Source organism: uncultured Polaribacter sp. (assembly GCF_947500975.1).
Lineage (GTDB): Bacteria > Bacteroidota > Bacteroidia > Flavobacteriales > Flavobacteriaceae > Polaribacter.
On sequence record NZ_CANMUE010000002.1, the window covers coordinates 71,419 to 87,709 of the forward strand.

A 16,291-nucleotide genomic window follows, 5' to 3' on the forward strand; every position below is an offset into this window, starting at 1 on the left:
TTACTGTTTTTATTTACAAAGATATTTTTTGTACTTTTGGTAAACCAATTTGGTTTACCAATTTTATTTATAAACTATTTTAATTTAACGATTATGAAGAAAACATTACTTTTTATTGCTATACTATTTGCTGTAAATTTAGCGTTTGGTCAGCAAATTTTACATGAGCCTTTTGATTATACTGTTGGAGAGTCACTTACTGGGCAAACTTTAACTACGAGTAATGTTTGGGTTGAAAAAAATGGGGCTACGAGTGGAGATATGTTAATTGTGGCTCAACCTACTTGGAGTGATTTTGGAATTCCTTTACCTACAGGTAATGCAGTTGGTTATGAAGGTGGTGGAGATGATTTAAAGCTTCCTTTTACTGAGGTTAATTCTGGAACTATATATTTTTCTTTTTTAATGAATGTAGTAACTTACAAGGATCCAAGTAGTATTGATATATATAGGCAGGTAGTACTTTTAAATAGTACAGGAAATGCTGGTCCAGCTCTTTTTATAAAAGCTGGAAGTAAAGATAATACTTTTAATGTAGGTTATGGATCTACAGATACAACTAGTAAAGCTGTATTTACTTCTACGGATTATGATTTTGGTACTCAATTTTTCTTTGTGATAAGTTATAAATTTGATGGAACAATTGGTAAATTATGGGTAAACCCAACAGTTTCAGCTGCAGAACCTGTTTCAGATCTTACACTTGAAACTATTGATAAAACAAGGAATGAATTTGTTGCTATTAGTATGGAGGCTAGTTCTAATGCAAGAACACCAAATTCTGTTATTGATGAAATTAGAATTGGTACTACTTGGGAATCTGTAATATCTGATCCAACCGCATCCGTAGACGAAGTTTTTTCTTCTAAGTTTAGTGTTTATCCAAACCCAGCAAGTGAGTTTGTAACTATTTCTTCAGAACTAGAAGTTAATAAAGTTGAAATTTTTAACTTATTAGGTAAAAGGGTAATCAGCAAAACAATATTAAGTACTGGTAATTTAGATATTTCTTCATTATCTAAAGGGGTTTATTTGATGAAACTTACTAGTGGAGACTCTGTAGCTTCTAAGAAATTAATTAAGAACTAAACATTTTAATACTATAAAAAAAGCTTTGAAATATTTTTATTTTGAAGCTTTTCTAATTTAATTTATCAACTTTTTTCTATGTTAAAAATCTCAAACTTTCTTTTAATTCTTTTAATTATTTTTTCGTGTGCTAAGAATACAGGTCAAAATTCAAATTATAATGTTGAGTTAAATGCTAACAGTGAGCATCCAAAATTAATTTTAACCAAACAAGGTGTTAAAGATATTAGAGCACAATTGGGTAATATTCCAATTTTTGATAAAACATTAGAAAAAGTAAAAGCAGAAATAGATGCGGAAATTGAATTAGGAATTGAAACTCCAATACCTGTTCATTATTCTGGTGGTTATACACATGTTCGTCATAAACGTAATATGGTAGTTTTACAAAAAGCAGGTGTTTTGTATCAAATCTTAGATGATGCTAAATATGCTAAATATGTAAAAGACATGTTAATGCAGTATGAAAAAATGTATAAAACATTGCCCTTACACCCAAAAACAAGATCTTATGCAAGAGGTAAATTATTTTGGCAATGTTTAAATGATTCTAATTGGTTAGTATACGTTAGTCAGGCTTATGATTGTATTTATAATTATTTGTCTTTAGAAGAACGAAATAAGTTAGAAACAAACCTGTTTAAGCCATTTGCAGATCATATTTCTGTTGATAGTCCTCAGTTTTATCAAAGAGTTCATAATCATAGTACCTGGGGTAATGCAGCTGTAGGTATGATTGGATTAGTGATGGATGATCAAGAATTAATTGATCGTGCGCTATATGGTATTAAAGGCTTAAAATTAAATACAAAAGAAAAAGATGATGATGGTGGTTTTTTAAATAAAGATGGAAAAGCAGGTTTTTTGGCTAATATTGAAGAGCCTTTTTCTCCAGATGGTTATTATAATGAAGGTCCTTATTACCAGCGTTATGCAATGTATCCTTTTTTAATTTTTGCTGAAGCTTTACATAATGTTAAACCAGAATTAAAAATATTTGAATACAAAGAAGGAGTATTGTTAAAATCAATAAACGCTTTATTAAATTTATCTGATGCAGATGGAGATTTTTTTCCTCTTAATGATGGTCAAAAAGGGATGTCATATTATACAAGTGCTTTAGTGACTGCTGTTGATATTTCTTATCATTTTGGTGGGCAAGATCCAGGTTTACTTTCAATAGCAACAGAGCAAGATCGTGTTTTATTAGACGATTCTGGCCTAGCTGTAGCTCTTGGTATTAAAAATAGTAAGGCAGAACCTTTTAGTAAAAAATCTATTAATCTTTCTGATGGTCCAAAAGGAAATCAGGGAGGAGTAGCAATATTAAGAAATGAAGATATTGAATTGGTTTTTAAATATGCGGCACAAGGTTCTAGTCACGGGCATTATGATAAATTATCTTATTCATTATATGAAGATGGTGAGGAAATTTTACAAGATTATGGGTTATCTCGTTTTGTTAATATTGAGCAAAAAGGTGGTGGAAACTATTTAAAAGAAAATAAAACTTGGGCAAAACAAACCATAGCTCACAATACGGTTGTGCAAAATGAAACTTCTCATTTTAATGCCAAATATGAAATTGGTAGTAAACATCATTCAGTTTTAAACTATTATTCTTCGGAAAATAATCATGTACAAGTTGCAAGTGCAAGAGAGAGTAATGCTTACCCAGGAACAGAAATGTTAAGAACCATGGCGGTAATAAAGGATGAAGATTTAGAAAAGCCTTATATGTTAGATATTATGAAGATTTCTTCTGATAAAGCTAATAAATATGATTTTCCTTACTACTTTCTAGGACAGGTTATTCAAACAAATTTTGAATATAAAACACCAAAAACATTAAATACTTTCGGAGATAGAAATGGATATCAGCACCTTTTTGTTGAAGGGCAAGGAAAACCATCTAGCGATAATAGTAAATTATCTTGGTTGAATAAAGGAAAGTTTTATACATTAACTTCTGTTACTAACAATAATGATGAATTGTTTTTTACAAGAATTGGGGCAAATGATCCAAAATTTAATTTGAGAAGAGATGCTGCATTAATATTAAGGCGAAATAATATAAAAAATACACTTTTTGTTTCTACTATTGAGGCGCATGGAAGTTATAGTCCAGTTACAGAGTCAGCTATAAATTCGAACAGTAGTATAAAAGAATTAAAAGTTGTTTTAGATTCTGATAATTATACAGCAATAAAAATCACTAATATAAACGGTAAAACTAAATTGTTTATAACTGCAAACTCTAACAATAATTCAAAACACAATGTAAATATTAATGGTAATAATTACCAGTGGACTGGTGGTTATTATTTTAAATAAATAAAAACTAATAAACTTATAAAAATGAAAAGATTTAGTGAAAAGTATGTCATTGCAAAAGAAATGGAATGGGAAGCTCTTGGAGGAGGAGTATCAAGAAAATTTTTAGGTTATGATAATCAAATTATGATGGTTAGTGTAAAGTTTGAAAAAGGAGCTTTAGGTTCACCACATCAACATTTTCATACGCAAGCAACTTATTGTGTTTCAGGTAAGTTTGAATTTGAAATTGATGGAGTAAAACAAATTATAGAAGCAGGAGATGGTGTGTATATTGAGCCTAATTTATTGCATAGTGCAGTTTGTTTAGAAGAAGGGCAGTTGATTGATACTTTTAGTCCTGTTAGAGAAGATTTTTTAAGTGGAGATGGAGTTTCTTATTTTGGAGATAAAGAGTCGTAGGGGACTCATCACTACAAAGCATTTGTTATAATATACGCAATTATTTGTAAATTAATTGTATCTATTTTTCAAAAGTTTAGTAATTCTATTTTTTATAATATTTTATGAATTAATTAACAAAAGCTTGTTATTTAATAAAATTAAATTATATTTGGTAAACCAAATTGGTTTACCAATTTTTTTTATAATAAAATCAATAAATATTAAAGTAGAAGTGTAGTTGTGTTTTATTCTTTTAGGAGGGGTGTTAAAATGTAAAGTAGCTAATTTATTATTTTAAAGATTTTATTTATTGAAATTGTTTAACCTAAATTCCAATATTTATTGGAAAAAAAATATTTTTTTAAACAAAAACAACATTATGAGATTAAAATTTAAAATAACATTATTGTTATTGATGTTAGTAAACGTTTTTGCTTATGCACAAGATGCATACACCATTAAAGGTGTAGTTTTGGCAAAGGCAGACAATTCTCCGCTTCCCGGGGTTACAATTAGAATTTTGAAAACTACTAAAGGAGTTCAAACAGATTTTGATGGTAATTACTCATTAAAAGTGAAAAGTGGAGATGTGTTGCAGTTTTCTTATTTAGGATACTCATCACAAACAATTATTGTAAATGGGCAAAAAACATTAAATGTAAGTCTAACAGAAGATGTTGCTTCTTTAGATGAAATTGTAGTAGTTGGTTATGGCTCTCAGAAAAAATCTACAGTAACAGGGGCGATATCAAAAGTAACAAACGAGAAGTTAGATCAAATAGCAGTTGCTCGTGTTGATGAAGCTTTAATTGGTCAGGTTTCAGGTGTTAATATACAAACAACAAATGCCGAGGCAGGTGCGGCGCCAAGTATTCAAATTCGTGGATTAGGCTCAGTTTCTGCATCAACAGGTCCTGCTTTGGTGGTTGATGGTATTGTAGTTGATTCTGATTTTTTGTCAAATATAGATATGAATGATGTGGAGTCTTTTGAGGTTTTAAAAGATGCAGCATCTTCTGCTATTTATGGTTCGGAAGGAGCAAATGGTGTAATCATTATTACAACAAAAAGTGGTAAGGATGGAAAAGTAAAATTTGGATACCAAACGTATTTTGGTATTAAAGAAGCTCATGACAGTAAAGGGTATAAAAAATCAGTTGCAGATTGGGCTGCGTATGAGTTTGAGCAAACAGGTGAATATTCAGAAAGAACTCAATACATGCAGTTGTTAGTTGATGCTTTAGGTGTTGATAGAGATTGGCAAGAAGTTTTCTTTAACGGTGGAACTGTAGAAAGTCATTCTTTTTCTGCTAGAGGTGGAAATAGTAGTACTAAGTTTTCAGCTTCGTTAAGATACTTAGGAGATGAAGGGGTTGTAATTACAGATGATTACAAGTTATATTCAGCTAATATAAAGGTTGATACAAAGATAAACGATAAATTAAAGTTTGGTATTACGGCAACACCTTCTTATTCTAAAAGAAGAAGATTGCCTACTTCTATCCATAACCCAATCAGACAATCTCCTTGGTTGCCAATTTATCATACCGAAGAGTCTTTACAATTTGTAAATTTTGACAATTACCCTGATGTTGCAGTAGGTGATTATTTTTATGAAGATCATTTAATAGAGTTAGATTTAGACGGCGATGGTTCTGATACTAGACCACGTACTTCAGGAGATTCTAACCCTTATGCACAGTATGTAGAAAGAGAGCATTATGAATACAAAACTAAAATTTTTGGTAAAACTTATTTTGAATATAAGTTTGATGATAATTTTAAATTCAAGACTCAGTTAGGTGTTACTTTAGAGAACAGAAGAAGACATAGGTATGATGGTGTTAATTATCATGCTAATGGAGCTTCTAGATCTCAACTAAATTATCAAAACAGAAATCAAACTAGAATTGTAAATGATAATTTATTAACATATAATAATAGTTTTGGAGATCATGATTTAAATGTATTATTAGGTTTAACTGTTCAACAAAGAAGAGTTGAAGATGCTCAGACAACAGGTGTAGGTTATACAAATGATTTGGTAAAAACTTTAAATGCAGCAACTTCTATTTCTGGATGGTCAGAGTATAATGAAACTAGAAGGAAAATAGGTTATTTTGCAAGGTTAAATTATTCTTACAAAGAAAAATACTTGTTTAATGCTTCAGTTAGACGTGACGGTAGTTCGGTTTTTGGTGTAGATTCTAAATGGGGTATATTTCCAGCGGTATCAGTTGGGTGGAATATTCATAACGAAACCTTCTTAGAAGAAACTGATTTCATAAGTAAACTAAAAATAAGAGGTAGTTATGGTTTAACAGGAAATGAAAACTTTGGAGGAGATAATTTATCTACACAATACTTTCCATATTTAGCATTACTTTCATCAAATACTTATGGGGTTGATAATGTTTCTGTTACGGCAATTAGTCCTGCTAATCTTCCTAACCCTAGTTTACAATGGGAAGCTAATGAAGATTTAAGTATTGGTTTAGATTATGGTTTGTTTAATAATAAAATATCAGGATCATTCGATTGGTATACAAGAAATAGTAGTAAATTACTATTAGAGAACCCTGTAGGAGCAGTAACAGGTTTTTATTCAGGTCTTGTTAATATTGGAGAAGTTAGTAATACAGGTTTTGAAATGGAAGTTAAGTCAAGAAATATTTCAAATGAGAATTTTTCATGGACTACTACTTTAATAGGGACCACTTTAAAGAATGAATTGGTAAATTTAGCAGATTCTGATGGGCAAATTTTACAAGATACTTACGATAGAAATACAGAGTGGATTAATGCTGTAGGACAACCAATATCTGCATTTTATGGGTATGTAGTAGATGAAGCTACACCTTTACCAAATGAGTATTGGGATACACCTTACTTTCCAATAAATGGAGTTTCCGAGCAAGTTGTTGTAAAAGATTTAAATGGAGATGGTCTTATTACAGATGATGATAAAACTGTTCTTGGTGATCCTTATCCAGATTTAATTTGGTCATTAACAAATGAATTTAAGTTTGGAGCAGTTGATTTTTCTTTTATGTTACAAGGAAGCCATGGGGCACAAGTAAGAAATGTTGGAGATCAGTATTTTGGTACACATTGGCAAGGAGGTACAATTGATCAAGGTGCTGCTTTAGCAGTTACCAATAATGTAATTCCTCATGAAACATTTTTACAAGATAGAGTATTAACAAATGATATTGTACAAGGTGCTGGTTATATATCTTTACGTAATGTTAATGTTGGTTTTAATTTTCCAAAAGATGTAACATCTAAATTAAAATTAGAATCTTTAAGGTTATATGCTACTGGTCAAAACTTGTTGTATTTACCAACAGACCCAGATTATAACGGTTTCAATCCAGAACATTCAGACACTAATGCTGATGCTGTTTTAACAGCTGGAGGACAAAGAGCAGGAACACCTCAGTATAAAACCGTAACAATAGGTTTAAATGTTAACTTTTAATTTAAAACAACAACAGATATGAAATATATAAAATTTATAGCTTTTGCGCTATTAGGATTGACATACTCTTGTGATGTTGATGAATTCTTAAACCCAGATCCAGAATCATTAGTAACAAATTCAACATTTTTTAGCACTGATGCAGATGTAGAGCAAGGTGTTTTAGGAGTATATGATGCTGTACAAGGTATACCAGAAGAAACAACAGGTAGTGTTATTACAACAAATAAAGGAGTTCAATTTGAATATTTACTAACAGAACACCGTACTGATAATACAAGATCGGCTACTATTGAAGGATCTAAGGCTGATTTTCATAGATATATTGTAGAACCAACAAACAGTGAGTCTACAGATTATTACCAAAGTATGTATGAGGTGATTTTTAGAGCCAATAATATCTTAGAATATGTAGATGTAGCTGATGAGGCTAATCAAACGGCTTATACTGCAGAATTAAGGTTTTTAAGAGCTTATGCTTATTTTAATTTAGTCAGATTGTATGGAGATGTACCTTTAGTGTTAAGTACTGTAAGTCCTAATAATTCTGAAGAATTATACACAAGAGATGATTCAACAGAGATTTATGATGCTATTATAGCAGATTTAGAATACGCAGCAACAAATTTGGGAGTTGCTACAACTAAAAATAGAGCAAGTAAACCTGCGGCACAAGGATTGTTAGCTAAAGCTTATTTGTCTATAGCAACTCCAAATTATACTGGGGCAAGACAAATGTGTGAAGCAATAATTAATTCTGGTGCCTATATTTTAGAAGCAGATTATAATGATGTTTTTTATAATGAAACAGGTAATGATGAGGTTATTTTTTCTATTGGATATATTTCTGGTGTAGACAATGATTCTCAAGGTTTTTCTTCTGAGTTTGATTCTGACGTAGGAAGACAAGATGGTTTAAACATTCCAAATGATAATTTAGTTAGTGCCTTTACTGGAGATACAGGAACTGTAAGAAGCGATTTTTCATACAGAGTTTCTCTAAATGATTTAGATTTATACGAAGTTGGAAAGTACTTTCCTGACGGAATTTCGGATGGAGATTTTAGTTCAATTATTCCTCGTAAGGCAGGTAATGACTGGATTGTGTTAAGATATGCAGATGTTTTATTATTACATGTAGAAGCTATTATGGCAGGAGCCAATACTACTACAGATGGCAGTGCTTTAGCATCATTTAATGCAATTAGAGCGAGAGCAGTAGGTGCAGAAGATGATTATGCATTAATTACTCAAGATGATTTATTATTAGAAAGAAGGTTAGAATTAGCATTTGAAAATCAACGTTTATTTGACTTACAAAGGTTTGGTTTAGATGCTCAAGTTTTACAAGATCATGCTACAGAAATGGGTTACACTTTTTCAACTACCGATTTGTTGTTACCGATACCTCAAAGTGAGATTAACTTAAGTAACGGTTTGTTAACTCAAAACCCTGGATATTAATAATTTATAAATTTTAACTATCATGAAAAAATTATTTAAAAATATTTTAAAAATAAATTTAATACTGCTATGTGTTATTACACTTTGTAGTTTGGTGAGTTGTGATGAGGATCTTTTTGCTTTTGATTTACCTGAAGCAGGTTCTATTGAAGATACTACACCACCTACAGCTGCTTTTACTTATTTAGCAGATCCTGCTGGGTTTTATGTAATTAATTTTACAAATACATCTTCAGAAGCTATTTCTTTTTTATGGGAGTTTCCTGATGGATCTACCACTACAGATGTAAATACACAATATACATTCCCAGAAGCTGAGGATGTATATCAAGTAACTTTAACTGCTACAGATGGAAACGGAGTTAGTAATACAGGTACTTTTGATGTAAATGTAGTGCCAGGTCCAGTAACTCCAGTGATTTTAAATCCAGATTTTGATGCTGGAACTGATGATTGGAGAGTTTCAAGCTTTTCAGATGGTACTACTACACCATTCAATACAAGTTCTGATGGGTCTCCAACAAATTATGATGGGGAAGCTAGTGGTTTAACAAAAACAGCAGGAGCTAAATGGACAAGTGCTACTTCAATAAATGTAGCCGCTGATGGAACTATTACAAGAGACAATGCTTCAAGATTTGCATATCAAGCAATAACGATAACTGCAGGAGAACCATACATTTTAGAGTTAGAATATTCAATTAAAGATGATGTAGCGACAGATCCAGAAGGAGGTAGAAAAATTATTGCAGAAATGTTAGGTGGTACTTTTACAGATGGAGCTGATGCTTTTGCTGCTTCTCAAGGAAATGCTACACAACTTTTGGGTAGAGCAGAAGGTACAGTTGTTGATGGTAAAGGAGTTTTTAATAAACTTTATGTAGAGTTCGTTGCGCCAGCATCTGGTGAGGCATCTATATGGATTTCAGCTTCAACTCCTGTTGATGCGTATGTTGATAACGTTAAAGTTTATCCAGTAAACTAGTTTTTACTTGATATATAACAAATAAAAAATAAAATATGATGAATTTATTAAATAAAGGAGTAAAAGCTTTGTTATTGGCGGTTCTTATGGTCGGTTGTGTCAATGATGATAATGATTTTAGACCTACAACAACTACTGGTACAGGTATTACTAAAGTTGTGTTGTCTAGTTTTGAAGCTGTTATTAGTGGAGATGGTACAGTAGTTACTGTAACACCATTATCTGTTGGTGCAGATTCATATGAAGTAGATTTTGGAGATGATACAAGTACCGAAGATGTATTAACTATATCGGAACAAAATGGATCGGTTACTTATGATTACCCTAATGAATTAGAAACAGTAGATTATACAATTTCTGTAGTTGGTAAATCAAATGGACAAACTTCAGATAGTGATGTAAAATCAGAAGTTATAGAAATTACACATACACCAACAACTTTAACAACTGCACCAACATCACCAGCTGTAGCTGATTTAGATGTATTATCTATATTTAGTGATGGTACAGAGATTGATGATGTTTTTACAGCTTATTCAACAGCAGTAGATTCTGACTTTGAAGCAGGTACTGCTCAATATAGTCTTGTAGAAGTTGGAGATGGATTAAACAATGTTATTCAATATTCTAGATTACGTGGCACTACAACAGCATCTATTACTTTTGATAGCAGTATTGTTGTTGCAGATGCTTATGGAGCGGGTCAAAGTGCTGATAGTCTTCATATAGATCTTCATTCTATTCATAATATAGGTGTAGATAAAGTTAAAATATCTTTAGGAGGTAAAACTTTTGAACAAGATTTAGTAAGTGATGAATGGACAGCTTTTGATATTGATTTAGCGGCTGAAGGTATTACAACTATTGATGATATAGTATTTGAATTAGGAACAAATGGTACAGCAAGTGATGAGGCAACACTTAATATAGATAATGTTTATTTGTATAGAGAATCTCTTTCTACTCCTAGTTTTACTTTTGATGAAGATGATACTGATTATTCAGTAACGTTTACAGATGCTTCAGAATTAGCAACCAGTTACAGTTGGGATTTTGGAGATGGTTCTGGAACATCAACGGAAGCTAGTCCTACCTATGTCTATACAGATGGTGGTGTTGAAGCTACTTATACTGTAACATTAACAACAACAAATAGTTTAGGTAAAACCACTTCAGTTTCACAAGATGTGACAGTAGGAGTAGTTCCAACTGGCCCAATCAATCCTGTAATTAACCATGGAGATTTTAATTTAAATGACTCTTCAATGTCAGATGCTTGGAAAATTGCAAATCCAGCATCAGGTAAGAGTGATCCTTTTGGGCGTAGTTCTGATGGTTCATGTACAGATTATGATGGTACTGCAACTACATCAAAAACAAGAGGTGCAAAATGGTCAAGTAGTCAAGGTGCTTCAAATATAGATGGTTCACCTGTATCTGGTAACACAAGATACGCATATCAAGCGGTTACATTAAGTCCAAATACAGATTATGTTTTTGAATATGAATATGCAATAAGAACAGGAGGTTCTGATGATAACAGAGTTGTTGGTTTAATTTTAAATGGTCATTTTGAAGATAGTGATGTTGCTTTAGAAAGTAACCCATTGATAAAACATATTGGAACCGTAGCTAATGGTAAATTTGGTGATAATTCTTGTTCAGGAGGAACAGTAGTTAAAGAAACATTTAGATCTAATGCTGTAGGAGAGGTTGCAATTTTCTTTTACACGTTTAATGATAAAGATGCTTATATAGATAATGTTAAAATTTATCCAGCAGATTAAATTATTATGAGGTATTGTTTTAAAACTTTAATTCTTTTTTTAGCAGTAACATTATCTGTATCTATTGATACTATCGGTCAAACAAAGACCGATAGTATTTCTAAAGAAATAGTTAATCTTACAAAAAAAGATAAAAAGAAGAAAAAAAAGAAAAGGAAAAAAAAGAAGAAAAAAGTTAAACTTCCTAAAATAGATTTAAGTCATTGGAAAGTAACTCTACCTGTTGCAAACGAAAAAGGAAAGCCTTATAATATTGAGCCACCAGAAATATTAGATTTTGCTAAAAACGAAATAGCAAAACCTTATATGTATATTGATTCTACTAGGGGAGCTATTGTATTTCATGCAATGCCAACTAACTCTAAAACAAGAAATACAAAATATACACGATCTGAGTTAAGAGAGCAAATGGTTCCTGGAAGTAATAAAAAGAATTGGACGTTTGAAGACGGTGGTTATATGAGAGCTAAAATAGCAATGGACGCCTCATCTAAAGATTCTAAAGGGAAATACCATAGAACTATAATCATGCAAATCCATGGAAGATTAACAGATGAACAACGAGATTTAATAGGAGAAGATGATAATAATGCACCACCAATTCTAAAGATATATTGGGATAAAGGAAAAATAAGAATCAAAACAAAAGTTCTTAAAAACCTAAATGCCACTTATGAAGAAATGTTGCATGAAGATGCTTGGGGTAATGATAAAGGTTTTAACTTTGAACAAGAAGTTGGTTTTAAAAAATTTACTTTAGAAGTAAAAGTATCTAAAGGAAAAATGGTTATTATTTTAAATAAAAATGAGTACAAAGTGTATGAGGATATACACATGAGAAAATGGGGGATTTTTGAAAATTACTTTAAAGCAGGAAATTATTTTCAATCTAGAGATAAAGGATCTTTTTCAAAAGTTAGATTTTATGAATTAGAAGTTAGTCATTAATATAAATTTATTTTGTTTATTTGATTTTCTTATAGACAAAAAGTTTTTCAAAAGATTATGAAATTAGAAATATTAACCAAATCAGAAAATTTTAATATTCAAAAAGATATTTTATCTAAGATTAAAGATTTAATAAACTTTAAGAATTTAGAACCTGGTGATAAACTCCCTTCAGAAAGAATGCTTTCTGAAAAGTTTGGTGTTTCTAGGAGTAATGTAAGAGAAGCAATACAAAAGTTAGAATTTTATGGTATTTTAAAATCGATACCACAAAGTGGAACTTTTGTTGCCAACATTGGTGTCATTGCCATGAACGGAATGATTGATGATATTTTAAGATTAGATGAACCAGATTTTAAATCGTTAGTAGAAACAAGAATTTTACTAGAATTAAAAACTGCAAGACTTGCAGCTTTAAGAAGAACAGAAGAAGATTTAATAAAATTAAAAGCAGCATTAGACGCTTATAAAGAAAAAGTTTTAAATGGAGAAGATGCAGTTCAAGAAGATTTATTATTTCATTTAGCTATTGCAAAAGCAAGTGGTAATAGTTCTATGAATACTTTTATGTTGATAATCACTCCAGAAATAATTACAAATTTTAAAGAATATCATGTTTGCGATGCAGGCTTAGCTCAAAGAGGTATAGCTGATCATCAAGCAATTTTTGATGCAATTAAAGAACAAAACCCAAAATTAGCAAAGCAAAAGATGAAAGAGCACTTTAAAGAGCTTTACATTTATTGCTATAACTTAAACGAATAAATAAAAAACTATTTAAGATGAAATTAAAAGGATTACGATGGTGGATTATAGCTCTCATATTTATTGCAACTGTAATAAATTATATTGATAGAACAGCTTTTGCTTTATTATGGCCAGAAATGGGAAAAGATCTTGGCATGGATAATACAGATTATGCTATTATGTTAAATGTCTTTATGGCAGCTTATGCGGCAGGAAAATTTCTTTCAGGAAAATTATATGATCAAATTGGTACAAGGTTAGGGTTTACAGTTTCTATTATAGTTTGGTCTGTAGCTTCTGCTCTTCACGCTTTTACTGCAGGTTTAGTTTCTTTGTCTATTGTAAGGGGGCTTTTAGGTTTAGGTGAAGCAGGTAATTGGCCAGGAGCTGTAAAAAGTAATGGTGAATGGTTTCCTATCAAAGAAAGAGCTATAGCGCAAGGTATTTTTAATTCTGGAGCATCTATTGGAAATGTAATTGCTCCATTTATAATTGTATGGTTATATTCAAGTTTCGGTTGGAAGTCTACATATATTATATTAGGTTCAGTTGGTGTATTATGGGTAATTCCTTGGTTGTTCTTAAATAAATCTACACCAGAAAAACACCCTTGGGTTACTCAAGAAGAAAGGGATTTAATACTCGCTGATAAGATTGAAAAAGACGAATTAGTAAATGGTAAGAAAGTGAAAGGATTAAGTGTAGGCAAAATATTAAGCTATAAAGAATCTTGGGGAGTACTATTATGTAGATTTTTTATGGAACCTATTTGGTGGTTTTTTGCAGGTTGGATGCCAATTTATTTAAATAAAACATTTGGTTTAAGTATTGAAGAAATTGCAGCCACTATGTGGATATCATATTTAATGGCTGCTGCTGGTAGTATTGTAGGAGGATGGTTTTCTGGTTTTTTAATGAAAACAAAATCTGTTGATTCTGCTAGAAAATTAACAATATCTACTGGAGGATTACTTGTTTTTATTGGTTTTGTATGTATCATACTTTTTGTAGGTGAAGATAATTTTATGACATTTATTTATTTAGCAGGTTTAGTCCTTTTTGGGTTTCAGTTTGCTATTGGAAATGTACAAACAATATCTAGTGATTTATTTAGAGGCCCATCTGTAGGTACTCTTGCTGGTTTAGCTGGTACAGTTGCAGCAGTTTCTCCAATGATTATGAATTGGTTTATAGGTACTATAACATCAGAAGGTTCTTACACTCCTGCATTTATAGCTATAACTGTTTCTGTTATTTTAGGAGTTTTAGCTATTTATATTTTAATAAAACAGATAGGACCTGTAAGAAAAATAGCAGATTAAATAATAATTTCTATAAATTAAATAAAACAACAAAAATTAAATTAATATAATATGAGTAAATTAGAAGGAAAGGTAGCTGTAATTACAGGAGCTACTGGTGGTATAGGTTTTGAAGTAGCAAAAAGATTAGGTAATGATGGTTTTACCGTAATTTTAAATGGTATTCAAGATGAAGAAGGTGCAAGTAGAGTTGCTGAACTTACGGCAGAAGGAATTACTGCTGAGTACTATGGTTTTGATGTTACAAAAGAAGAAGAAGTAACAGCAAACATTAATAAAATTGGAGAGAAGTACGGTAAAATTGATGTACTTGTAAACAATGCTGGAGGTTTAGGTGGTAGATCTCGTTTTGAAGAAATGACAACTGATTTTTACAGATTTGTAATGGCATTAAATCTTGATTCTGCATTTTTTGCTTCAAGAGCAGCTATTCCTTATTTAAAGAAAAGTGATTATGCTTCAATAATTAACTATACATCTAATGCAGGATGGAATGCAGGTGGACCAGGTGCTGGTATCTATGGAACATCTAAAGCAGGTGTACATGCAATTACAAGAGCTCTAGCTAAAGATTTAGCTGAGTATGGTATTAGAGTTAATGCAGTATCTCCAGGAACTATTGATACTCCATTTCACGCACAAATTAAATCTACTAAACCAGAAGTTTTTGCTTCTTGGGCAAACAATATTATGTTAGGTAGATTAGGTCAACCTGAAGATGTTGCTGGTGTTGTTTCTTTCTTAGCTGGTAAAGATTCTGCTTTCTTAACAGCAGAAACTATCCAAGTTGGTGGTGGACAAGCTTTAGGTATTTAAGAAAATAATATTTTTTTTGAATTTGATTAAAAGTCGTTTTGAAATTTTCAAAACGGCTTTTATTTTTATTATTTTAATCCTACCTTTTTATGAAAAAAAATAAAGCAATTTTTTATATGATTTTTAGTGTAATTGCTTTTGCAGTTATGAATGCAATTGTAAAATATTTAAATGTATTTAATGTATATCAAATTGTTTTTTTTAGATCAATTGGTACTTTAGCAATTACTATCCCTTTAGTTGTAAAAAATAAAATCCCTTTTTTAGGTACTAAAAGAAAGTTATTGCTCTTGAGAGGAATTGCAGGTGTAATTTCTTTAACTTGTTTTTTTCAATCCTTAAACTATTTAGCCGTTGGTACAGCAGTTTCTTTAAGGTATACTTCACCAATTTTCGCTGCTATTTTTGCAATGTTTTTTTTGAAAGAAAAGGTAAAACCTATTCAATGGTTGTTATTTATAATCGCATTTATAGGTGTTTTAATAATTAAAGGTTTTGGGGTAGATGTTGATACTACTGGACTTCTGTTAGTTATTTGTTCTGCAATTTTTTTAGGATTTATATTTGTTATTATTCGCAAAATTGGAGGAAAAGAAAATCCTTTAGTGATTATTAATTATTTTATGATAATCGCTTTTATTTTTGGAGGATTTATGTCCATTAATAACTGGGTAAGCCCAAATTTTTTAGAATGGATGCTACTATTTAGCTTAGGTGTTTTTGGTTATGTAGGTCAATTATATATGACCAAAGCTTTTCAATCAGATGAAACAAGTATGATTGCACCATTGAAATATTTAGAAGTTATCTTTATGATTATTATTGGTGCTACTTGGTTTAAAGAAGTTTATAATCTTTATACTCTATTTGGAGTTTTCTTAATTTTATTGGGTTTAATTTATAATATTTATATTAAAAATCAATCGAAGTAGTA

At 30.9% G+C, this 16,291-nt stretch carries 12 protein-coding genes; all 12 read left to right on the plus strand.

Annotated features, from left to right (window positions below; genetic code table 11):
- Window positions 1-93 precede the first annotated feature (93 nt).
- The 12 genes from Q0733_RS02315 to Q0733_RS02370 all read left to right on the plus strand — a co-directional run bounded on the left by Q0733_RS02315 (window position 94) and on the right by Q0733_RS02370 (window position 16,289).
- The gene (locus tag Q0733_RS02315) at window positions 94-1,089 is read left to right on the plus strand and encodes a T9SS type A sorting domain-containing protein (RefSeq protein WP_298778472.1); all 996 of its coding nucleotides are present in this window, start codon (window positions 94-96) and stop codon (window positions 1,087-1,089) included.
- 78 nt (window positions 1,090-1,167) lie between these two features.
- Window positions 1,168-3,423 carry an alginate lyase family protein gene (locus tag Q0733_RS02320; RefSeq protein WP_298778474.1) on the plus strand — a complete coding sequence of 752 codons (2,256 nt, stop codon included), beginning with the start codon at window positions 1,168-1,170 and terminating at the stop codon, window positions 3,421-3,423.
- A gap of 24 nt (window positions 3,424-3,447) precedes the next feature.
- Window positions 3,448-3,825, plus strand: coding sequence for a cupin domain-containing protein (locus Q0733_RS02325; protein WP_298778476.1), 378 nt, complete (start codon window positions 3,448-3,450; stop codon window positions 3,823-3,825).
- A gap of 361 nt (window positions 3,826-4,186) precedes the next feature.
- The gene (locus tag Q0733_RS02330; protein ID WP_298778480.1) at window positions 4,187-7,288 is read left to right on the plus strand and encodes a TonB-dependent receptor; all 3,102 of its coding nucleotides are present in this window, start codon (window positions 4,187-4,189) and stop codon (window positions 7,286-7,288) included.
- A gap of 18 nt (window positions 7,289-7,306) precedes the next feature.
- On the plus strand, window positions 7,307-8,752 hold the full coding sequence (locus Q0733_RS02335) for a RagB/SusD family nutrient uptake outer membrane protein (RefSeq protein ID WP_298778482.1): 1,446 nt from the start codon (window positions 7,307-7,309) through the stop codon (window positions 8,750-8,752).
- Window positions 8,753-8,774: 22 nt separating this feature from the next.
- On the plus strand, window positions 8,775-9,737 hold the full coding sequence (locus Q0733_RS02340) for a PKD domain-containing protein (RefSeq protein ID WP_298778484.1): 963 nt from the start codon (window positions 8,775-8,777) through the stop codon (window positions 9,735-9,737).
- 35 nt (window positions 9,738-9,772) lie between these two features.
- Window positions 9,773-11,524, plus strand: coding sequence for a PKD domain-containing protein (locus Q0733_RS02345; RefSeq protein ID WP_298778486.1), 1,752 nt, complete (start codon window positions 9,773-9,775; stop codon window positions 11,522-11,524).
- A 6-nt stretch (window positions 11,525-11,530) separates the two neighbouring features.
- A complete protein-coding gene (locus tag Q0733_RS02350; RefSeq protein ID WP_298778489.1) occupies window positions 11,531-12,472 on the plus strand; it encodes a polysaccharide lyase family 7 protein in 942 nt (313 codons plus the stop codon).
- Between the two features lie 57 nt (window positions 12,473-12,529).
- Window positions 12,530-13,237 (plus strand): FadR/GntR family transcriptional regulator, encoded by a 708-nt coding sequence (locus Q0733_RS02355; RefSeq protein ID WP_298778492.1) that lies wholly within the window; start codon window positions 12,530-12,532, stop codon window positions 13,235-13,237.
- Window positions 13,238-13,254: 17 nt separating this feature from the next.
- Window positions 13,255-14,541: an MFS transporter gene (locus Q0733_RS02360; RefSeq protein ID WP_298778495.1), complete on the plus strand. Its 1,287-nt coding sequence runs from the start codon at window positions 13,255-13,257 to the stop codon at window positions 14,539-14,541.
- Between the two features lie 51 nt (window positions 14,542-14,592).
- Window positions 14,593-15,357 (plus strand): SDR family NAD(P)-dependent oxidoreductase, encoded by a 765-nt coding sequence (locus Q0733_RS02365; RefSeq protein ID WP_298778498.1) that lies wholly within the window; start codon window positions 14,593-14,595, stop codon window positions 15,355-15,357.
- A gap of 89 nt (window positions 15,358-15,446) precedes the next feature.
- A complete protein-coding gene (locus Q0733_RS02370; RefSeq protein WP_298778500.1) occupies window positions 15,447-16,289 on the plus strand; it encodes a DMT family transporter in 843 nt (280 codons plus the stop codon).
- Window positions 16,290-16,291: the final 2 nt, after the last annotated feature.